Below are 20,171 nucleotides of genomic sequence, written 5' to 3' on the forward strand. Positions count from 1 at the left end.
TAGCGGCGGTGTGGTGCAGCTCACGCCCGGGACGCGAACCTGCAGTTACATTACGACGGCGGCCTGCCGGGCACCCGGCGTCGTCCTGCCCCTGGACTGCTGTCCCTGGACTGCTGCCCCTGTACCGCTGCCACCGCGTCGATGACGGCGCGGGCTGCGTGCTCCATGTCCGCCGGCGTGGTGTGCGGGGAGAGGGTGAAGCGCACGGCCGTCTGTGCAGTTTCCCGGTCCAGTCCCATGGCGGTCAGTACGGCAGAGGGCTCATCGGAACCCGCCGCGCAGGCCGAGCCGGAGGAGCACAGCACTCCGCGGCGCTCCACCTCCAGCAGCACGGCCTCACCTGCGGTGCCGGGAAAACAGAAGGATGCATGTCCGGGCAGCCGCTGCACGGCCGGCCCGGTCAGTAATGCGCCCGGCACACCGCCGAGCACCTCCCGGATGAAGCGGTCGCGCAGCCCGGCGGTGCGGCGGGCCGCGTCATCCTGTTCGGCGACGGCGAGCGCCAGTGCCGCGGCAACGGCGACGGCACCGGCGACGTTTTCCGTCCCCGACCGTTTCCCGCGCTCCTGCCCGCCGCCGTGCAGCAGCGGTTCCAGCGGCAGTGCACCCCGGACATACAGCAGGCCGCAGCCGGCGGGGGCGCCAAGTTTGTGCCCGGAAATGCTCATTGCGTCCACCCCCAGGTCCCTCACCTGTACCGGCAGCCAGCCGGCCGCCTGCACCGCATCGGTGTGGAACGGGACGCCCAGGGACCGGCAGGCACCGGCGACTTCGGTCACGGGCTGAAGAGTTCCCACCTCGTTGTTGGCATACATGATGGTGCACAGCGTGGTATCCGGCGTCAGGGCCGCGGCCGCTGCCGCCGGGTCCACCCGCCCGTCGCCGTCCACGGGCAGGAGTGTCAGGCGGAATCCGTGGGACCGTTCCAGGTAGCGCAGGGATTCCAGCACGGCGGGGTGTTCCACCTGGCTGGACACAACATGGCGTCCGCGGGGTGCGGCAAGCGCCAGCCCCTTGACCGCCAGGTTGTCGGCTTCGGTTCCACCGGAGGTGAACACGATGTCGCCGGGCCTGCAGCCCAGCGCCGTGGCCGCCGTGGTTCGTGCGTAGTCCAGGGCGGCCGCCGCACCCGTACCGCGCAGGTGCCGGCTGGAGGGATTACCGAATTCCGTGGTCAGGAGCGGCTTGATCAGCTCCAGGATTTCGGTGCGCACCGGAGCGGTGGCCGCGGCATCGAGGTAAATCACCGGGGGTCCGCCATGTCCAGTCCAAGGTCCAGTGCCCGGACACTGTGGGTGAGGGCCCCGGCGGAGATCAGGTCCACTCCGGTGGCGGCTATGGCGGCCACGGTGTCGAGCCGGACATTGCCGCTGGCTTCGGTCAGGGCCCGGCCACCGATCAGCTCCACGGCGCGGCTCAGCTGCGCAGGAGTGAAGTTATCCAGCAGGACGGTATCCGCTCCTCCGGCCAGGACTGCCTCGATCTGGTCCAGACGGTCTACCTCCACCTCAAAATGGACGGTGTGCGGGAGCTGCGCGCGGGCCCGGCGCAGCGCCCGGGAGAGCTCCTCGCCGGTGCCGAGCAGTGCCAGATGGTTGTCCTTGGCCATCACGGCGTCCGAAAGGGAGAACCGGTGGTTGAAGCCCCCGCCGCAGCGCACGGCATGGCGTTCCAGGATGCGCAGCCCGGGGGTGGTCTTGCGGGTATCGGTAATCCGTGCCGATGTACCACGGGTTTCCGCCACGAACGCCGCCGTCACCGTGGCGATTCCGCTCAGCCGCTGGGCCAGGTTCAGTGCCACCCGTTCGGCGGTGAGGATGGCGCGCGACGGGCCGCTGATCTTCGCCAGGACGGCACCGGCGTCGAACGCTTCACCGTCCCGGACCCGGAGCGCCACACGGGTTTCCGCCGAGGTGGCCCGGAAGGCTGCTTCAAGGACCTGGCTGCCGCAGAAGACTCCTGCCTCCCGTGCGGTCAGCTGCGCCGTTCCGTGAGCCTCCGCCGGGATCAGCGCCGTGCTGGTCAGGTCTCCCCATGGTGCGTCCTCGGCCAGGGCCGCGGTAACAATGCGTTCGACGGCGGCCGGATCCGCTGCCGGGATCTCCTGGGTGTTCATACTCTTACGTCCGTTCTCTCCCGCCGCGCAGGGATATGCGGGCTGTCCGTTCGGTAATGTGCCCCGAGCGAGGTGTGCCGCTGCAGGGCAGCACCCACCAGCAGCCGGGCGCAGGTGAGCAGGTTCGCGGTTTCCCGCTCCGCCACGGAGCTTCCTGCCGGCGGCAGCCAGGACGCCAGCTGCCGGGCAGCAGCGGCCAGGCCGTCGGCGTTGCGCAGCACTCCGGCGGAGCCGGACATCAGTGCCTGCAGCCGGTCCCGGGTAACCACTGCATACCCGCCGCCCTCCGGCCCGGCGGGACCCTGCGCGGCTAAACTCTGCAGCACTGAAGCCGGGAGAACCGGGGCCTGTGGAACTGATGCCTGTGGAACCGAAGCCTGTGGAGCTGATGCCTGTGGAACCGAAGCCTGCGGAACTGAAGCCTGCCGGCCGACCGTTCCGGGCATCAGGGCTCCGGGCTGTGGGGGTCCGGATTGCTGGGCTCCGGTTTCGGCTTCGGCTGCGGCTTCGGGCCAGGGCACGCCGGCCCGGACTGCGGCAGCGGTACGTGCCCCGAACACCAGGGCCTCGAGCAGTGAGTTGGAGGCCAGCCGGTTGGCACCGTGCACGCCGGTACAGGCGTTCTCCCCCACGGCGTAGAGACCGGGGACCGAGGTACGCCCGGCAAGGTCCGTACGGATTCCGCCCATCCAGTAGTGCGCCGCCGGTACCACCGGTACCGGCTCCCGTTCCCAGTCAAAGCCATGGGCTGAGGTAAGCGCGTCCAGGCCCGGGAAACGGCGGGCGAGGTATCCCGGACCGTGCCGGTGCCCGAGGCCGGTGGCGTCCAGGAAAACGCGGTGCGCTCCTGTCTCCTGCAGATGGAGCGCAATGCCGCGGGCCACCACATCCCGGCCGGAAAGCTCGGCTCCGGATTCGGCTCCGGATTCGGCTCCGGACCCTATGTCCGAGTCCGTATCGGAGCCGGATCCTGCGACCAGGCCTGTATCGGCGCCTGCCCCCGCGAGGAACCGGATTCCGGCAACGTCCCGAAGTACTGCACCCTCGCCGCGCACAGCCTCGGACACCAGCGGATGGCCGGGGACGTCCAGTGCCGTGGGATGGAACTGGAAAAACTCGAGATCCGCCAGCGCTGCCCCCGCACCGGCGGCGAGCGCAACACCGTCGCCGGTGGCAGAGGCGGGATTGGTGCTCTGTGCGTAGAGCTCCCCCGCACCACCGGTCGCCAGCACCAGGGCAGTGACGGGCAGAATGCTCAGTACGCCGTCGGGATCCTGCACCTGAAGCCCCGCAACCCGCCCGCTTGCCAGCACAATATCCGTGGCAAAGGTGTGCTCGCGGATGCCGATTTTCGGTTCGGCACGCACCGCAGCCGTCAGCGCCACCGCAATCCCGGCGCCGGTGGCGTCTCCGTTCACGTGCAGCACGCGCCGGGCACTGTGTCCGCCCTCCAGCCCGGGTTCGGGATCAAAGTCCACCCCGAGCCGGACCAGTTCGGCAATGTGTTCGGCGGCCTCGGTGCACAGCGCAGCGACGGCTTCCGGGGTGTTGGTGCCTGCGCCGGCCTTCAGCGTGTCCTGGATGTGGAGGCGGACGGAATCCGGACCCCGGAGCACAGCGGCAATCCCGCCCTGCGCATACGGAGTGGCACCGCTGAGCAGTTCGCCCTTGGTCACCAGAGCGACGTCCAACCCGGCGCGCGCGGCACACAGTGCGGTGTAGAGCCCGGCAACTCCGCTGCCCACAACCGTCAGGGGCAGCGTCACGGGCGGACTGCCAGCATGCGCTCCAAGGCGGTGCGTGCGGGGGCGGCGACGTCATCCGGCACGGTGATGCGGTTATGCTGCTCACCGCGGACCAGACCCTCCAGCACCCACGCCAGGTAGCCGGGATGGATCCTGTACATAGTGGAGCAGGGGCAGATCACCGGGTCCAGGCAGAAGATGGTGTGCTCCGGGTGGGCGGCGGCGAGCCGGCGGACCATGTTGATCTCCGTGCCCACGGCAAAGGTGCTTCCCGGTTCGGCGGCCTCGATCGCCTTGCGGATGTAGTCGGTGGAACCGGACTCGTCAGCGGCATCCACTACCGGCATGGGGCACTCGGGATGCACGATCACCCGCACCCCCGGGAACTGCTGCCGTGCCGCGGTGATCTGGTCCGTGGTGAAGCGCTTGTGCACTGAGCAGAAGCCGTTCCAGAGCAGGACCCGGGAGTGCCGCAGTTGTTCTTCCGTGTTGCCGCCCAGCGGCAGGCGCGGATTCCACATGGGCATGGCCTCCAGCGGGATGCCCATGGCCTTGGCGGTATTGCGGCCCAGGTGCTGGTCCGGGAAAAACAGCACGCGCTGCCCCCGCTCGAACGCCCAGGCCAGAACAGCCGCAGCATTGGAGGAGGTGCAGACAATCCCGCCGTGCCGGCCGCAGAATGCCTTCAGGGCCGCCGAAGAGTTCATGTAGGTCACAGGAATGACGGGCGCCGCTCCGGCAGTCTCCCGGCCGCGGAAAACGGCCTCCAGCTGCTCCCAGCACTCTTCCACTGAGTCAATGTCCGCCATGTCCGCCATGGAGCAGCCCGCTGCCAGGTTGGGCAGGAGTACTGCCTGCTCCGGCCCGGACAACAGGTCCGCGGTTTCCGCCATAAAGTGCACGCCGCAGAACACGATGGCTTCTGCCTCGGGGCGGGAAGCAGCAGCCTGGGCCAGCTGGAAGGAATCGCCCACGAAATCCGCATGGCGCACCACTTCATCCCGCTGGTAGAAGTGCCCAAGGATCACCACGCGGTCCCCCAACCCGGATTTGGCCGCCGAGATCCTGGCCTCCAGTTCCTCGTCCGAGGCCTCGAGGTATTCCGAGGGCAGCGCACCCTGGCGCGGTGTTGCTGCCGGCGCGGGATCAGCGGCAGAGGCCCCTGGTCCGTACTGCGGCAGGGCGGCGCCGTCGAACGCCCAGGGCGGCGAGGCCAGGCCGGGCCCGCAGGTCGAGGACGCGGCTGCTGCCTTGTCGCGGCTGATCAGCCGAATGGCTGTTGCCACGCTGGCGCCGGGAGTAGCTTCCATGCTCATTCGGTGCTCCGTTGCGGTGTTGAGGGAACAGGACCGGGCACCATGTCCGGGTCCGGGGTGTAGCGGTAGAGACGCGGCGGGCGGTGCCGGCCGCCGGCGAGGTAGTGCTCGGTCGCGGAGATCTGTGGTGTTGCCCGCAGCTGGCGGCGGAAATTTCCAGGGTCCAGTTCGCGTCCCAGAACCGCCTCGTAGACTTCGCGCAGCTGCGCCAGGGTAAACAGCTCCCCCAGAAAGGCATAGGCCGCCTGCCCGTACTCGGTTTTGTTCCGCAGCCGCCACAGGGCGTAGTCCACGATGGTGTTGTGGTCAAAGGCCAGCTCCCCGACGGCGTCGGCCCGGAACCAGCGCACGTTGTCGCTTTCCCTGGCAAGCGCCGCTTCGTCCGGCTGGACCAGCGCCCAGTAGACAATCGAGACCACCCGGGGCGACGGCGAGCGCTCCGGACCGCCAAAGGCGTAGAGCTGCTCCAGATAGCGCGGAGTGAGCCCGGTGGTGTCAGCCAGATTCCGGGCGGCTGCGTCCTGCAGGGATTCCCGGGCTGCCAGCGGACCGCCCGGAAGTGCCCACCGGTCCCGGTAGGGTTCCCGTATCCGCCGCACGAGCGGGAGCCAGAGCTCCGGGCGCCCTGTGTCCCCGTCCCGGCGCAGAGCGAAAATGACGGTGGAGATGGCCAGGGACGGCGGTGCCAGTTCACGCTCGGATACGTTGGCGTAGGGGGAATACACGGCTCCCCTTTCCGGGGCACTAGTAAAAGTCAGAATGACTGTAACTCATCCGGGCCGAAAAGATGGCCTTCATCACAGTGCGCCCGGTGCCGGCCGGACTCAGGGATCCGAGACGGCTGCCGCGTTCAGCAGCGGCAGCATCCGGCCTTCGAAATGCGTGTTGAGCACAATCACCGAGGACGTCCGCAGCACGGTATTGGTGGCCACAATTGCGTCGATGACCCGCTGCAGGTCCGAGTTGGACCGCGCCGCCACCCTGGCCAGGAGATCACTTTCACCGGACACGGTATGCACTTCCTGGATCTCCGGAATCCGGGACAGTGCCTGCACCACCGCATCGTGGCCGGTATCCTGGCGGATGGTCAGGGAGCAGTACGCCACCACGTCATAGCCGAGGGCTTCGGCATCAATCCGCGGACCCCAACCGGCGATCACGCCCGTCTGCTGCATCCTGTCCAGCCTCGCCTGCACAGTGGCCCGGGCCACCTCCAGCCGCCGGGATGCCTCAAGCACCGACATCCGGGGGTTGTCGGTAAAGAGTGTGACAATGCGGGCGTCCAGCGCGTCGGTTGGCATGGGGTCCTTTACTTAGAGAAGTCTGCAGCCGCGAACAATGATTGTCAGTGTACAAATTGTAGAGCCGACGTGGGTCACAGTCGGACATGACTGGACACAAACCGGTCCTAAGATGGAATCCGGTGTACATTCCCGCCAGCCGCCTGACGCCGGTCCAGCAGATGCACCGGCAGCCGCCCCAACGTTCTAAGGCCTTTTCCTTTTATGCCCGGTTCCGCCCTCCCGTCCCGTACCGATACGCCTTCTCCGGCCGGGAAAGACTCCGGGTCACAGAAAAAGATGCAGCCGCGGCACCTGGTTCTGATGAGCCTGGGCAGCGCCATCGGCACGGGACTCTTCGTCGGCTCCGGCGCAGGCATTGCGGCAGCCGGCCCGGCCGTGCTGATCTCCTTCCTGGTTGCCGGAACGATGGTGATCCTGGTGATGCGCATGATGGGCGAAATGGCCGCTGCGGATCCCAACAGCGGCGCGTTTTCCGTTTATGCGGAAAAGGCGCTTGGCCGCACTGCCGGGACGACCGTCGGCTGGCTCTGGTGGATCCAGATAGTCATTGTCATTGCGGCCGAGGCCACGGCGGCCGCCGCCATTGTCACGTCCCTGATCCCCGGCATCGAGCAGTGGATCCTGGCCCTGGCCTTCATCGTTGTCTTCACAGCCATCAACCTGGCAGGGGCCGCCAGCCTGGGCGAGTTTGAGTACTGGTTTGCCATCCTGAAGGTGGCAGCCATCATCATTTTCCTGGCGGTGGGAGCCGCGTTCATTGCCGGCTGGCTTCCGGGCGCTGACTCCCCCGGGGTGGACAACCTCTTCAACAACGGCGGATTTATGCCCAACGGCATTACCGGGGTGGCCGCGGGCCTGCTGCTCGTGGTGTTCGCGTTCGGGGGTACCGAAATTGTCACCATTGCTGCCGCGGACACCGAGGAACCGTCCAAATCCATTGCGGGGGCCATCACCTCGGTGATCTGGCGGATCCTGATCTTCTACATCGGTTCTGTCCTGGTGATGGTCACGGTGCTGCCCTGGGACAACGAGGCCCTCAACACGGGCCCCTTTGTGGCCGTGCTGCATGCAGCCCAGGTGCCTGGAGCAGACACCGTGATGGCCGTGGTGATCGTGATCGCCCTGCTCTCGGCCATGAACGCGAATCTCTACGGGGCCTCACGGATGATCTACTCGCTCGGCGACCGCGGGCGCGCACCGGCCGCCCTGGCGAGGCTGGGCCGCGGCGGGGTCCCGCGGCGCGCGGTTGTGGCCTCGGTGGCCTTCGGGTTCATTGCCGTGGTGCTGAACTACCTCTACCCGGACACCGTGCTGATGATCCTGCTGAACCTGGTGGGTTCCACCTGCCTGGTGGTGTGGGGCATCTCGATTGTTTCGCAGATAATCCTGCGCCGCCGGGCCGATGCCGCCGGAGTGGAACTGACGTTCCGGATGTGGGCGTTCCCCTGGCTCTCCTACTTTGCCCTGGCACTGCTGGCGGCGATTGTGGTGCTTGGTTTCTTCGACGCGGCCGTCCGCGTGCAGCTGGTGGCCACGGCCGGTCTGACGGCCGCGCTGGTCCTCCTGGCCTGGCTGTTCGACCGCCGCACCACCCGCCGGTCCCGGACAGCAGCGGCGGACCCGGCAGAATAGCCCCGGCCCGCCGCTGCCCGGCCATCCGGGCAGCCGTCCCGGCTACCGGCCCTTGCGCCGCTTGGGCAGGAATTCTGCATCAACCGCGCTCTTCGCCCGCTTTTCGGCGCGCTTTTCCTTTAGTGCCTTGCCGTGCTTCTTTGAAGTGGATCCCTGCGGAGATTTACCTGACATGTCCGGCTCCTGACTCAAGGGGATGGATGTCTGGAAACCATACGCGGATACCGGAGGGATTCCAGCCCTTTTCCGAAACCTGATGTCAGCACCGCCGCATACCGGCTGCGAACAGATTGCCTAGGCAAAGGCGGGAGGGAGTGGAACGTTTGTACAGAATGTGCAGCGATTCCGGGACGAATTGCCCAGCGTGATGCAAGCCACTAGATTGCCCCTATGGATAACTCTATGGATCCGGCGCCCCTGGCGCCGGAGGAACTGCGCAGGCTTTACCGCCTGATCACCGCCGCACGGCAGCTGGATCTCGCCGCCGTGGCCTGGCAGCGTCAGGGGATTATTCCCGGCTATGCCCCTGCCCTGGGCCAGGAAGCCGCCCAGGTGGGCAGCGCCTTCGCCATGGACCCTAAACGCGACTTTATCTTCCCCACCTACCGGGAAATGGGTGCGGCGCTGGCCCTGGGCGTGGACATGACCGAGTACATGTCCACCCACAAGGCCAGCTGGCATGGCGGTCTCTACGATCCGGTGCGCACCGGATTTGCTCCAATCCAGGCAGTGGTCGGCGGTTCAGTGCTGCACGCGGTGGGTTGGGCCCACGGCCAGACCCTGAACGGCGGCACGGGCGGCGTGGCACTGACCTATTTCGGTGACGGCGCCAGCTCGCAGGGTGATGTCCATGAGGCCATGAACTTTGCCGGCGTACTGAAGGCCCCGGTGATTTTCTTCGTCCAGAACAACGGCTGGGCCATTTCGCTGCCCACCGAGGCACAGGTGGCGGGCGGCACGGTTGCAGCCCGCGCTGCCGGGTACGGCATGCGTGCCATCACTGTGGACGGCAATGACGCCCCCGCCGTCGTTTCCGCCACCCGCGAGGCGGCAGCCCATGCCCGCGCAGGGCATGGTCCGGTGCTGATCGAGGCCATGACTTACCGCCGCGGTCCGCACTCCACCAGCGACGACCCCGGGCGCTACCGCAGCCTGGATGAGGAACGCCGCGACGCCGGCCCGGATCCCGTCCAGCTGCTGGCCGACCGGCTGCTGGCCGGAGGCCTGGCGGACCGGGACTTCCTGGATGCCGCCCTCGAAGAAGCAAAGGACAACGCCGAACGCATCCGCGAAGGCGTGGAGGCCCTGGGCCCGCGGCCGGGCACGGAGATGTTCGACTTTGTCTATGCCGAACCCACCGAAGCACTCAAGGCCCAGGCGCGTGCCTGGCGGGAGGAATCCGAACATGTCTGAGCAGCTTACCGAGGCAGTACCCTCCTCCGATCTGGCCGAAGCGGCCCGCAACACCGAAGACACGGCTGCCACCCGCCAGTCTGCCGCCACGCCGCCCGCGCCGTCCGGCCGCGGCCAGGTAGAGCAGCTTTCCATGCAGCAGGCCCTCAACCGTGCCCTGGCCGAAATCCTGGCCGAAGATCCCAAGGCCCTCGTCCTGGGCGAGGACGTAGGCCGGCTGGGCGGGGTTTTCCGCATCACGGACGGCCTGCAGAAGCGTTTCGGTGTCGACCGGGTCATGGACACTCCCCTGGCCGAATCCGGCATCCTGGGTATGTCCGTGGGCCTGGCCATGGCAGGCTTCCACCCCATTCCCGAAGTGCAGTTTGACGGGTTCGCTTATCCGGCCGTCAACCAGATCATCACGCAGCTGGCCCGGATGAACTACCGCAGCCGCGGCACCCTGCCCATGCCGGTGACCCTGCGGGTACCCAGCTTCGGCGGAATCCGCGCCCCCGAGCACCACGGAGAATCGCTGGAAGCACTGTTCGCCCATGTTCCGGGGCTGAAGGTCGTCTCCCCCTCGAGCCCGCATGAGGCCTACCACCTGCTCAGGCATTCGGTGGCTGTTCCGGACCCGGTGATCTTCATGGAACCGAAGTCCCGCTACTGGCAGAAGGGCGAAGTGAACCTTGGCCACGCCGGCCCGGTGGAGGGCGCCAAGGTGGTCCGTCCGGGCAGGCACGTCACCCTCGTGGCGTGGGGCGCCATGGTGGCACGCTGCCTCCAGGTGGCCGAACTGGCCGCCGAAGACGGCATTGAGGTGGAGGTCCTGGACCTGCGCTGGCTGAAGCCGATCGACGCCGCCGCCCTGGCCGAATCCGTCGGCCGGACCCGGCGCGCCGTCGTCGTCCATGAGGCGCCGCTGACCTCCGGCCTGGGCGCCGAGGTGGCCGCGCTGATCACCGAGCACTGCTTCGACACCCTGCGCGCCCCGGTTGGGCGGGTCACCGGATTCGACGTACCGTATCCGTCAGGAGACCTTGAAGACGAATACATCCCGAACATCGACCGCATCCTGTTCGGGATCCAGCGAGTATTGGAGTACCGGCGTGGCTGAAATTTCCTTCCCCCTTCCCGACCTCGGCGAAGGACTGATCGAAGCCACCGTGCTGGAATGGCTCGTGGCCGAAGGCGACCAGGTGGAGCGCAACCAGCCGCTGGTGGAGGTGGAAACGACCAAATCCGCAGTGGAACTCCCCTCCCCGCAGGCCGGGAAGGTAGCCCGCATCTACGGGGAACCCGGCGACAGGATCAATGTGGGCGAGCCGCTTATTGTGTTCGAAGTGCCGGACAACACCGCCGGCATTGTCGGTACCGTTCCGCAGGAGGCCCCGGCGAAGCGCCGGGTCCGGCTGAGCGCCGTCCTGGACGAGGACTGACCGGTGTCCGGCCACGGCTCCCTGGTGGAAGGCACCGATCCCCGACTGGATGTCCAGGTGTTCGCGGGCGACGACGACGGCGCGGACTCCCGCCGTCCGGTCCTGCTGCTGCATGGATTTGCCTCCGACTCGCAGTTGAACTGGCACAATTCCGGCTGGGTGAATGCCCTGCTCGCCGCCGGCAGGCAGGTCATCACGGTGGACCTGCCCGGCCACGGCGCCAGCGCCGCGCCGGCGGACCTCGACGCCTACCGTCCCAGCCGCATCCGCGCGGACCTGCTGCAGGTGGTACAGGACGCGGGTGTCCGGCCGCTGGCCAACGCCGACCCGGGGAGCGGGCTGGACGTAGTGGGCTATTCCCTGGGCTCACGGCTGGCATGGGAGTTCGGGGCCACGCAGCCCGAGCTGGTGCACCGGATGGTGCTGGGCGGGCCCGGCTGCGGTGATCCGCTGGCTGATTTCGATCTGGACGCCGCCCGGGAGGCTGCCGCAGGCGGAGCGCCGGTAGCGGATCCGCGTACCGCCGAGCTGCTCCGGATGGCGCAGCTGGTCCCGCAGAACAACCTCGCTGCGCTTTTCCGTATGGTCGAGGCCATCAAGGAGGAGCCCTTCTCCCCCGCAGCCGCCGTGCCCGGGATGCCGCTGCTGCTGGTAGCCGGCGAGCGGGATGATCTGGCCGCCACGGCGCCCGAGCTGGCAGCGCTGAGCGGACAGGCAGACATGCTCACCCTCCCCGCCCGTACGCATGCCAATGCCGTCACGTCCCGGGCGTTTAAGACCGCCGCACTGGACTTCCTGGCGGGCTGAGCGGGCGAAAAGTTACGAGTTGGTCACGTAGGGGGCAATCTGCACCGGGACCACGCCGCGCCACGCTACGATGGAGAGGCTAGTGGACTAGGTTGGTTTTAATCAGCCTACTGATTGTTTTTCGGCTGATTCCGGGCCCCACCGGCCTTCACCTTTTATCCCCGTAGGGAGGACACCCGTGGATGTACTCCTTGGGCACCGATACCGCACCACTGAACTCATAGGTTCCGGCGGTGCAGCTTCGGTGTACCGGGCCGTCGATGAGAATCTCGGCCGCGAAGTAGCCGTCAAGCTTTTCAGTGCCGGCTTCCACGAGGATGACGAGACGCGCCGCCAGCAGACCGAAATGCAGCTGCTGGCCACACTGAACCATCCCGGTCTGGTCACCCTGCACGATGCAGGCGTGAGCGTGGACGAGGAAGGACGGGCGTCCAGCTACCTGGTGATGGAACTGGTGGACGGACCGGATCTGCGCGGCAAGCTCAAGGAGGGCCCGCTCTCCTCCCCCGCAACGGCTGCACTGGGGGCAGACCTGGCCGATGCACTGAACTACGTCCACAGCAACGGTGTCATCCACCGCGACGTGAAGCCTGCCAACATCCTGCTCTTTCCGCAGGCAGAGCAGGACACCCGCCTGTATCCGAGGCTCACAGACTTCGGCATTGCGCGGATGGTGGAAGCAACAGTTGCCACCGCCCACGGTGCCACCATTGGAACGGCGAACTACCTGAGCCCGGAACAGGCCCAGGGAGCCGCAGTGGATCCGCGGACCGATATTTATTCGCTGGGCCTGGTACTGCTGGAATGCCTGACCGGCGAAAAGGCCTTCCCGGGTCCGATTGTGGAAGCTGCCGTTGCGCGCCTGCTGCGGGACCCTGAGATCCCCGAGTGGGTGGGCCCGGACTGGACGGAGATCCTGCGCGCCATGACCGCCCGCCTGGTGGACGCCCGCCCCGAAGCCCATGAGGTGGCAGTAGCGCTGCGCACCCTTGCGGCGGAACGCACCGTCCTGGACACACCCGAGTCCGTGCCGGCATCTGCCGACGCCTCGGCAGGCCGCGAACCGGTCACCGGCGACTCCACGGGCGGCATCACCACGGGCAACATCTACATTCCCGCCCCGCCGCTGCACTCTCCCAGCCTGGGCTAGGAAAAACCCGCCAGGCGCGGACAGCAAAACGGGGCCCGCGGTAATCCGCGGGCCCCGTTTCAGTTCCTGACTGCATCCGGACTGCCGGACGCCCTACTTGCCGTCGCCGGCTGCTTCGTCCTCTTCAGGTTCAAAGTTCGAGGCTTCCTCGGTGCTCGCAGCCGCAATACCGTCATCGCTCTGCGGGATGGTTCCATCGGGGCCTTTTGAACCGGTCTCCTTCGGATCCTGGCCGGCTTCCTTCTCTCCCATGGTGTCTCCTTAGTGGTACTGGTAACTGCGGCGGATAGTTCATGCTTCACTGCCCGACCTATCCTTCGATACTAGGCCAACTGTGGCACGGCTGACACCTGCACGGGCTCCCGTACGGGCTCAGGCATTCCGCCGCACGGCGGCTGCGCGAACCGCCACCAGCCCCAGCAGCAGCAGCGCTCCGGCGGCAGCGGCCGGAACAATAAACGCATGCTGGTAGCCGCCTGAATCCGCAAGGCGCCCTGCCACGGACGAGCCCAGTGCCGTGCCCGTCACCACTCCGCTGGCCAGCAGCGTCATAACGGTGCCCATCAGTTCCCGCGGTGCCACGATGGCGCCGATGCCGAAGATGCTGACCATGGTCGGCCCCACGGGGATGCCCAGCACAAACAGGACCACCAGCATGGTGGCAATATCCGCGGGCAGGAACAACAGCAGGGCAAGGACCGTCATTGCCCCGGCACAGAGGAGCCAGCGCGCTGCGGAACCGAACCGTTCGGGCCAGAAGGCCACGGACAGGGCCGCTGCGGCCGAGCTCAGGCCCATGACCGCATAGAGCAGACCCGCGGACGATGCGACACCGAAGCTGCCGGCGAATGCCGTCAGGCTCGTCTGGGTGGAGCCGAAGAAAGTGCCCATGGCAACCATGCCCAGCACCGGCAGCATGATGAGCAGCCACTGCGGACGGGCACTGCCCGAAGTCCTGTCCTGCTGCTTTGTTCCGCGCGCGGTTTTTGGCCTCCCGCCGCCCGGGCGGCGGGAGGACGGAACCACGTATTCCACCGTGGGGTGGACGGCGAAGGCCGCCACCATGGTGGCTGTGAGCACTGCGGCCAGGGCCAGCGGGAGCCAGGGAGCGACGGCCGCGGCCAGCAGGCCCACGAGCGCCGGTCCCAGCACGAAGGTGAGCTCATCCGCCGTACCTTCGTAGGACAGGGCAGTGTCCATTTCGCGTCCCCGCGGACGCCGGGCTGTCATAGCCATCCAGCGCACCCTGGCCATCGGTCCGACCTGCGGGCAGGAGGCGCCCATGGCGAAGGCGGCGATAAGCATCCAGACGGGAGAGCCGGCAGGGTCCAGCAACGCGGCGGTCAGCAGGAACAGTCCAATGGCCACCGGATTCAGGACCGCCGTGGAGAGCAGGATGGGACGCTGTCCAATCCGGTCGGCGAGATAGCCGAGCAGGGGCGCGCCGACGGCCGAGCCGATTCCCACTCCGCCGGCGGCGAACCCGCCAAGTGCGTAGGACCCGGACACTTCGGTGATCAGGGTCAGCGCTCCGACGGTCAGCATGGCCAACGGCAGCCGCGCGAGGAAGGCGACCGGGAAAAAGGACCTGCCGGCGAGGGCGAAAATGGCCTGGTAACGGCCGGCGGGAGGTGCCCCCGCGGCTTCGTCAGCGGGCGTGGAGGGGGTTGGGGAGGGCGTGTTTGGAGTCATGGTGCGGTATCCGAATACGTTGAACCGCGCACCGTCCCCCCTCCCGGTACGCCCGACCCTTGCTACCCCCCAATTTTACCCACGCCCGGCTGCGGTGCCTAACTGCCGCTCCCGTATGAGCGTGGCCCGGGTTCAGCGCAGCGTCCTCACCCGGTTCAGCGCAGCACCGCTTCCCCCAGGCTGTAGCGGATGGTGGATCCGTTCCGTCCCTTCAGGATCTGCAGCTGGGCCGGTATCCGCTGCTTCATCTCGCCCACATGGCTGACCAGGCCGACCACCCGGCCGCCGTCCCGCAGTCCCTCCAGCGCGTCCATGACCTGTTCAAGGGACTGGTCATCCAGGCTGCCGAAGCCCTCATCAACAAACAGGGTCTCGATGTTCACTCCCCCGGCTTCCTGCTGCACCACATCGGCCAGTCCCAGCGCCAGGGCCAGGGAGGCCATAAAGCTTTCGCCGCCGGAGAGCGTGGAGGTGTCCCGCCGCTGGCCGGTCCACTCGTCGGCGACGTGCAGCCCCAGTCCCGCCTTGCGGTTACCGGACTTGGAGTCGCTGTGCACCAGGGCATATCTGCCGCCGGTCATGGCGGCCAGCCGTTCCGTGGCAGCCGCAGCAACCTGTTCCAGCCGTGCCGCCAGGACGTAGGTGCTCAGTGTCATCTTGTACGTGTTCTCACCGGCACCGCGGACGGTGTCTGTGACCGACTGCAGCAGGTCCCGGCGGGCCCGCAGCGGAGCCGTCTCTTCCAAGGCGGCTGCGAGTTCGGCTGAGTATTCCGACAGGCGGACGGCCGAACCGTCCAGCAGGCGGACCAGCAGCGCTGCGTCTTCCTGTTCCTTCCGTGCCGCTGCCGCCTGCTCGGCGGCCTCGGCAATGTCTTCCTCATCAGGCACCGCGGATGAGCCCGTGTCCTGGTCCTCCGGGGCAGATGCATCCTGGCCTTCGCGCCGCAGCGCCAGCCGGCGGCCGGTCTCCTCCCACTCCTGCACGCTGTGGTCATAGGCATCCCTGGTTTCGGGATCCAGCAGTGCTTCACGGACGTCGGCAGCGGAGGCAAAGCCGGTGCCGGCCAGTGCCGTGTCGAGTTCGCGAAGCAGCCGGTCCAGCTCCTCCCCGGCCGCGTCGGCGGCCGCCCGTGCCTCGCGGGCAGCAGCGGCCAGCCGGCGGAACTGCGTCAGCGCCTCCACGCGCTCGCCCGCACCGGCAAAACCATGCAGCGCGGCACCCACCTTTGCCTCGAGGTCCGCAGCCTGTGCGCGGGCCGATTCAGCGCGGGATTCCGCCTGGGCGGCCTGGATCAGGGCCTGGGAACGGCCGGCTTCCGTGGCGGCCAGTTCCTCACCGATGCCTTCGAGCCGGTGCCGGGTTTCCAGCAGTGCCCCGGCCGCGCTGCGCGCCCGTTCCAGTTCCGCACGCGCGGCGGCCAGCTGCTCTGCCGCCACTCCGGGATCGCCGTCGCCGCCGCGGGCACGCAGCCCGGCGGCCTCTTCGGCAGCAGCTCCTGCCTCACGCCGTGCAGCTTCAAACGCCTCTTCTGCGCGGCCCGCCTCCGCCTTGGCCGCCTGCTCCTCCTCCCGGGTCACCGCTGCCTCGCCGTCGCCCAGCGTTGCCGGGTGCGGATGTTCGACGCCGCCGCACACCGGACACGGTGCATCCTCCGCCAGACCGGCGGCCAGCTCCGCTGCGGCCTGGTCCAGCCTGGCCTGCAGCAGATCCTGCCAGGCTTCACGGAGGTCCTGGTATTCCTGCCGGGCCTGGGCGGCTGCGGCATCCGCGGCCTCGGCATGTTCCCGTGCCGAGGCATAGGCTGCGATGGCAGCCGCCAGTTCCTCAGCGCGCGCGACGTCGCTGCCGGCACGCTCCTGATCTGCTGCCAGCCGTTCCAGTTCCGCCGCGGCGCCGGCGAGCGAGGTTTCCTCGGCGCGCAGGGCTTCCAGCCTGGCTGCGGCAGCTTCCGCCCGTTCGCGCAGCCCGGCAGCCGCCGTTTCCTCATCCCGGGCCAGTACCCGCAGCTCCCCGATCCGTTTCTCATCCTCCAGCGCCGCCGTGGCCGCGGCGAGATCAGCGCCGATGAGTGCTTCCAGCCCTTCCGGCAGTTCGGGGCTTGAAAGGTATTCTTCCGCCAGCGCATGTTCCGTTAGCTCCGTCAGGGCAGCGGCAGCGGCCGTACGCCTCGTCTCGGTGCGCTGCGCTGCCGCGTCCGCTGCCCTGACCGGGCCTTCCACGGCAGCCGCTGCGGCGTGCACCTGCAGTGCAGCGCGCCGGGGGGCAATCTCCGCTTCCGCCCGGCGATGCTCGTTTTCATCCCGGACCAGCTGCTGCAGGGCCAGTCCCCGGGCACGGCGGTGTTCCAGCTCGTGCAGCTGCCTTTCGGCGCGTTCGCGTTCGGTACCCAGCTCGTCGAGCTCTTTCCGGGCAGCGGCCGCGCGGGAGTCCAGCTCCGCCCGGAACACGGCAATTTCCTCTTCGGGACGGTCCGCTGCGGGACTGTCCTGTCCGGAGCCCGGTGCGGGGCTGTCGCCGGATTCGGCGCCCTGTTCCGTCCGGTAGCGCCGGATTTCATCGTCGGCGCGGCGCAGGACGTGTTCGGACCGTGCCTGCGCAGCGTCGAAGCGTTCGGTGGCTGCGGCCAGATCCAGCTTCAGCTGCCGCTCAATGTCTTCGAAGCGGGAGGTACCGAAGAGCTGCTGCAGCAGCTGTTCGCGGGACGCGGCATCAGCACGCAGGAATGCGGCGAAATCCCCCTGCGGAAGCATAACCACCCGGGTGAACTGCTCCCGGTTCATGCCCAGGAGTTCCGTGATTTCCGTCGATGCTTCGTCATTGCGGGAGGACTTCTCCACCCAGGCACCGTCAACGTACTCGCGCAGCAGGGTTTTTGCCTGTTCGGTGACGGTGCTTCGTCCGCCGGCGCGTTTTGCCGGGCGTTCCCACTGCGGGCTGCGGACCACTTCGAACCGCCGGGTGCCGGAGCTGAATTCGCACACTATCTCCGGTGCCGTCTGCGGGTCCGCGTGGTCGCTGCGCAGCCTGCGTGCCTGCTGCCGGGCCCCCGGTACGGCGCCGTAGAGCGCAAAACAGATGGCGTCCAGGACACTGGTTTTCCCGGCGCCGGTGGGACCGTTCAGCAGGAACAGCCCGTGCTCCCCGAGCTGGTCGAAATCGATGACCTGCCGGTCCGCGAACGGGCCAAAGGCCTGCATTTCCAAGCGGTGGATTCTCATTTGGCTGCCTCGGCTTCCCGGACCCTGTCGAGGACTTCGATAAAGAGGCCCTTCTCTTCCTGAGCGGCGCTGCGGGACCGTACGTGCTCCAGGAAACCGCAGCAGATATCCAGGTCATCGGTGGCACCGGCCAGGCGCTGGCTGTAGGTGCGTGCCGGCCCGGCAGCCCCGCCTTCGGGTTCAAAAGCCAAGACGAGGGTATCCAGGAAGCGGGTGCGCACCTGGTCCATGGCCTTGGCCGGCCGCTCACGGTCTGTCAGGGTGACCTGACAGTAGGCGGTTTCGGCATCGGCAAGGGCGGGGTCAGCCAGCAGATCGGCCAGCCGCCCGCGCAGCACGGCAAGCCTGCGCCGGGCAGGCCAGGTGACCGCTTCCACCGAGACCGGCACGCCGTCGTCGAACTCCAGGAGCCAGCCGCCTTTGTCCTGGCGGGCCTCCGAGAAGGAATACGGCAGCGGGGATCCGCTGTAGCGTGCATCCTCCCTGAGCTGCTGCCGCCCGTGCAGGTGGCCCAGGGCGGTGTAGGCGAAGCCGTCAAAGAGGTCCAGCGGAACAGCTCCAAGGCCCCCGACGGCGAGGTCACGTTCGCTGTCGCTGCTGATGCCGCCGCTGGCGAAGGTATGCGCCATGACCACCGCCGCAACCGGGGCGCCGGCCTGTTCCCGGGCCAGCAGATCCGCACGGATACGTGCCACTGCTGCAGCGGTCACCGTAAAGTGGCTCGGTTCCTGAACCTCCAGTTCGGCCGCTGCCAGCCGGGGCTCGAGGTAGGGAATGCCGTAGACCGCTACCGGCATGCCGCCAGCGGGCAGGATCACCGGCCGGGCAATGTCCGCGTAGCGGGTCCGCAGGTGGACTCCGGCGCGCTCAAAAAGCGCGCTGCCGAAACCGAGGCGGGCCGCGGAGTCGTGATTGCCGCTGGAGAGCACAACCACAGCCCCGGCGGCAGTGATGCGTTCAAGGGCCGAATCCAGCAGGCGGACGGTGTCCACCCCCGGAAGGGCACGGTCATAGACGTCGCCGGCAATCAGCACGGCGTCCACGCGCCGTTCCCGTACCGTCTCCACCAGACGGTCGATGAACTCCGCCTGCGCGGGGAGCATCCCTACGCCGTGGAAGGATCGGCCCAGGTGCCAGTCTGAAGTGTGCAGTATCCGCATGCCTTCAAAACTACCCGCCGGCTCCGACAGTTAACGGATCGGGGGCAGCGGCGTTCGCCACTGCCCCCGGAGGTTGCTACGGTTTTGCGGTCCTAGCCGCGGGTGCCCGGCGTCCCGTCCTGCGGGTTCTCCGGCGAACCGGCCGCGGGCTTGTCGAAGAAGCCGCGGGCTTCCTCATCCACGACGGGGGCCTCTGTGTCCCCGGTCCGGGCGGCCGGCTTGCCGGTGCTGCCCGTGGCGGGTGCGGGTGTCTCAGCGGCTGCAGGGGTCTCATCCGCTGCGTGGGTGTCCGGCTCCACAGCATAGAAGGCGGGATCGGAGCTGCGTGCTGCCAGCGTCATGTCCACACTGCGGAAAATCAGGCCTGCGATCACGGCGCCGAGCAGGGGCGCGGCCCAGAACAGCCAGAGCTGCTGCAGGGCCCAGCCTTCAGCGAAGATGGCAGTGGCCGTGGAACGTGCCGGGTTGATGCCGCCGTTGGTCACGGGGGCAAGCACGGTCAGGAGTACGGCGTAGGTCACGCCGACGGCGAAGGCACCGGCGACTGCGCCGGACCGGCGTGCCACGGAGCCGAGGAAGACGGCGGTCAGCAGGGCGCCGGCAATAACCTCAAGCAGCAGGGCGCTGGGCAGCGGGAACAGGTTCACCGAGTGATCCCCGTAGCCGTTGGAGACGCCGGTAAGGAACTGGCGGGTCTGCTCGCCGATCTGCTGGTGGCCGGTAATGGCCACCCAGAGGATGGCGACGGCGAGGATTGCGCCAAGCAGCTGTGCCAGCACGTAGGGCAGCACGTACTTCCACTGGGTGCGTCCGGCAACCGCGCTGCCCAGGGTGATGGCCGGATTGAAGTGCCCGCCCGAGATGTAGCCGAAGGCGACCATGGCACCGGCCAGCGCAAGCCCGAAGGCGAGCTGCGGGCTGATGCCGCTGCCGGCGGTGAAGATGCCCACTCCGATGCCCGCGAACACAAGCAGGAATGATCCAATCCCCTCGGCCACGGTCCGTCCCACGAACCCGTAGTCGTGGCCGCGGGTGTCGGACGCTGCGTCGCGGACGCGCGTTACGGCCCGGGCTCCGCTGGTTGATAAGGGCTCAGATGACATGGGAGAGACATTCCTAACGTGTGGTGGGCGGCGTGAACAGGCATGCCGCCGATATATAAGTCTTCTTATCGAACTCACAACAAACTACCCC

The 20,171-nt window shown here is 67.9% G+C and carries 18 protein-coding genes; 6 read left to right on the plus strand and 12 right to left on the minus strand.

Annotated features, from left to right (window positions below):
* Positions 1-50 precede the first annotated feature (50 nt).
* From MUK71_RS10885 to MUK71_RS10910, 6 genes are all read right to left on the minus strand, one after another.
* Entirely contained in the window at positions 51-1,247 is a 1,197-nt protein-coding gene (locus MUK71_RS10885; RefSeq protein WP_227929518.1) for a cysteine desulfurase family protein, read from the minus strand.
* The gene (nadC, locus tag MUK71_RS10890) at positions 1,244-2,116 is read right to left on the minus strand and encodes a carboxylating nicotinate-nucleotide diphosphorylase (protein WP_227929517.1); all 873 of its coding nucleotides are present in this window, start codon (positions 2,114-2,116) and stop codon (positions 1,244-1,246) included. Before nadC ends, MUK71_RS10885 begins: the two co-directional genes overlap by 4 nt.
* A complete protein-coding gene (locus MUK71_RS10895) occupies positions 2,113-3,882 on the minus strand; it encodes an L-aspartate oxidase (protein ID WP_227929516.1) in 1,770 nt (589 codons plus the stop codon). The genes nadC and MUK71_RS10895 overlap by 4 nt, the downstream gene beginning before the upstream one ends.
* Complete coding sequence (nadA, locus tag MUK71_RS10900) at positions 3,879-5,171, minus strand: quinolinate synthase NadA (protein WP_227929540.1); 1,293 nt, start codon at positions 5,169-5,171, stop codon at positions 3,879-3,881. Before nadA ends, MUK71_RS10895 begins: the two co-directional genes overlap by 4 nt.
* Positions 5,172-5,173: 2 nt before the next feature.
* A complete protein-coding gene (locus tag MUK71_RS10905) occupies positions 5,174-5,902 on the minus strand; it encodes an NUDIX hydrolase (protein WP_227929515.1) in 729 nt (242 codons plus the stop codon).
* Positions 5,903-6,001: 99 nt separating this feature from the next.
* Positions 6,002-6,478 carry an Lrp/AsnC family transcriptional regulator gene (locus MUK71_RS10910; protein WP_227903305.1) on the minus strand — a complete coding sequence of 159 codons (477 nt, stop codon included), beginning with the start codon at positions 6,476-6,478 and terminating at the stop codon, positions 6,002-6,004.
* Between the two features lie 279 nt (positions 6,479-6,757).
* Between MUK71_RS10910 and MUK71_RS10915 the strand changes: the two genes are divergently transcribed.
* Positions 6,758-8,113, plus strand: a complete 1,356-nt coding sequence (locus MUK71_RS10915) for an amino acid permease (RefSeq protein WP_227903306.1) — start codon at positions 6,758-6,760, stop codon at positions 8,111-8,113.
* 42 nt (positions 8,114-8,155) lie between these two features.
* Here the strand turns inward: MUK71_RS10915 and MUK71_RS16245 are convergent, their stop codons facing one another.
* On the minus strand, positions 8,156-8,287 hold the full coding sequence (locus MUK71_RS16245; RefSeq protein WP_269436391.1) for a hypothetical protein: 132 nt from the start codon (positions 8,285-8,287) through the stop codon (positions 8,156-8,158).
* A gap of 216 nt (positions 8,288-8,503) precedes the next feature.
* On the opposite strand from MUK71_RS16245, the gene MUK71_RS10920 reads away from it, so the two are divergent.
* The 5 genes from MUK71_RS10920 to MUK71_RS10940 all read left to right on the plus strand — a co-directional run bounded on the left by MUK71_RS10920 (position 8,504) and on the right by MUK71_RS10940 (position 12,904).
* Positions 8,504-9,526 (plus strand): thiamine pyrophosphate-dependent enzyme, encoded by a 1,023-nt coding sequence (locus MUK71_RS10920; RefSeq protein WP_227929514.1) that lies wholly within the window; start codon positions 8,504-8,506, stop codon positions 9,524-9,526.
* 133 nt (positions 9,527-9,659) lie between these two features.
* Positions 9,660-10,625: an alpha-ketoacid dehydrogenase subunit beta gene (locus MUK71_RS10925; RefSeq protein ID WP_227929539.1), complete on the plus strand. Its 966-nt coding sequence runs from the start codon at positions 9,660-9,662 to the stop codon at positions 10,623-10,625.
* Positions 10,618-10,947 carry a biotin/lipoyl-containing protein gene (locus MUK71_RS10930; RefSeq protein WP_227903308.1) on the plus strand — a complete coding sequence of 110 codons (330 nt, stop codon included), beginning with the start codon at positions 10,618-10,620 and terminating at the stop codon, positions 10,945-10,947. The genes MUK71_RS10925 and MUK71_RS10930 overlap by 8 nt, the downstream gene beginning before the upstream one ends.
* Before the next feature lie 3 nt (positions 10,948-10,950).
* A complete protein-coding gene (locus tag MUK71_RS10935; protein WP_423724628.1) occupies positions 10,951-11,754 on the plus strand; it encodes an alpha/beta fold hydrolase in 804 nt (267 codons plus the stop codon).
* A gap of 178 nt (positions 11,755-11,932) precedes the next feature.
* Positions 11,933-12,904 carry a serine/threonine-protein kinase gene (locus MUK71_RS10940; protein WP_227903309.1) on the plus strand — a complete coding sequence of 324 codons (972 nt, stop codon included), beginning with the start codon at positions 11,933-11,935 and terminating at the stop codon, positions 12,902-12,904.
* A 93-nt stretch (positions 12,905-12,997) separates the two neighbouring features.
* Here the strand turns inward: MUK71_RS10940 and MUK71_RS10945 are convergent, their stop codons facing one another.
* The 5 genes from MUK71_RS10945 to MUK71_RS10965 all read right to left on the minus strand — a co-directional run bounded on the left by MUK71_RS10945 (position 12,998) and on the right by MUK71_RS10965 (position 20,080).
* Complete coding sequence (locus tag MUK71_RS10945) at positions 12,998-13,156, minus strand: hypothetical protein (RefSeq protein ID WP_227903310.1); 159 nt, start codon at positions 13,154-13,156, stop codon at positions 12,998-13,000.
* A gap of 120 nt (positions 13,157-13,276) precedes the next feature.
* Positions 13,277-14,596: an MFS transporter gene (locus MUK71_RS10950; protein ID WP_227929513.1), complete on the minus strand. Its 1,320-nt coding sequence runs from the start codon at positions 14,594-14,596 to the stop codon at positions 13,277-13,279.
* A gap of 155 nt (positions 14,597-14,751) precedes the next feature.
* A complete protein-coding gene (locus MUK71_RS10955; protein WP_227929512.1) occupies positions 14,752-17,817 on the minus strand; it encodes an AAA family ATPase in 3,066 nt (1,021 codons plus the stop codon).
* Positions 17,814-18,977, minus strand: coding sequence for an exonuclease SbcCD subunit D (locus MUK71_RS10960; protein ID WP_227929511.1), 1,164 nt, complete (start codon positions 18,975-18,977; stop codon positions 17,814-17,816). Before MUK71_RS10960 ends, MUK71_RS10955 begins: the two co-directional genes overlap by 4 nt.
* 92 nt (positions 18,978-19,069) lie before the next feature.
* Entirely contained in the window at positions 19,070-20,080 is a 1,011-nt protein-coding gene (locus MUK71_RS10965; RefSeq protein WP_227929510.1) for an aquaporin, read from the minus strand.
* Between the last annotated feature and the right edge of the window lie 91 nt (positions 20,081-20,171).

This window comes from Arthrobacter zhangbolii (assembly GCF_022869865.1).
GTDB classification, from domain to species: Bacteria; Actinomycetota; Actinomycetes; order Actinomycetales; family Micrococcaceae; genus Arthrobacter_B; species Arthrobacter_B zhangbolii.

What these genes read in the sequence shown, in the direction of transcription:
- MUK71_RS10955 (WP_227929512.1), bottom strand. Translation starts at nt 17,817, where the DNA reads ATGAGAATCCACCGCTTGGAAATGCAGGCCTTTGGCCCGTTCGCGGAC.
- nadC (WP_227929517.1), bottom strand. Translation starts at nt 2,116, where the DNA reads ATGAACACCCAGGAGATCCCGGCAGCGGATCCGGCCGCCGTCGAACGC.
- MUK71_RS10910 (WP_227903305.1), bottom strand. Translation starts at nt 6,478, where the DNA reads ATGCCAACCGACGCGCTGGACGCCCGCATTGTCACACTCTTTACCGAC.
- MUK71_RS10965 (WP_227929510.1), bottom strand. Translation starts at nt 20,080, where the DNA reads ATGTCATCTGAGCCCTTATCAACCAGCGGAGCCCGGGCCGTAACGCGC.
- nadA (WP_227929540.1), bottom strand. Translation starts at nt 5,171, where the DNA reads ATGGAAGCTACTCCCGGCGCCAGCGTGGCAACAGCCATTCGGCTGATC.
- MUK71_RS10945 (WP_227903310.1), bottom strand. Translation starts at nt 13,156, where the DNA reads ATGGGAGAGAAGGAAGCCGGCCAGGATCCGAAGGAGACCGGTTCAAAA.
- MUK71_RS10915 (WP_227903306.1), top strand. Translation starts at nt 6,758, where the DNA reads ATGCAGCCGCGGCACCTGGTTCTGATGAGCCTGGGCAGCGCCATCGGC.
- MUK71_RS16245 (WP_269436391.1), bottom strand. Translation starts at nt 8,287, where the DNA reads ATGTCAGGTAAATCTCCGCAGGGATCCACTTCAAAGAAGCACGGCAAG.
- MUK71_RS10960 (WP_227929511.1), bottom strand. Translation starts at nt 18,977, where the DNA reads ATGCGGATACTGCACACTTCAGACTGGCACCTGGGCCGATCCTTCCAC.
- MUK71_RS10925 (WP_227929539.1), top strand. Translation starts at nt 9,660, where the DNA reads ATGCAGCAGGCCCTCAACCGTGCCCTGGCCGAAATCCTGGCCGAAGAT.
- MUK71_RS10920 (WP_227929514.1), top strand. Translation starts at nt 8,504, where the DNA reads ATGGATAACTCTATGGATCCGGCGCCCCTGGCGCCGGAGGAACTGCGC.
- MUK71_RS10950 (WP_227929513.1), bottom strand. Translation starts at nt 14,596, where the DNA reads ATGACTCCAAACACGCCCTCCCCAACCCCCTCCACGCCCGCTGACGAA.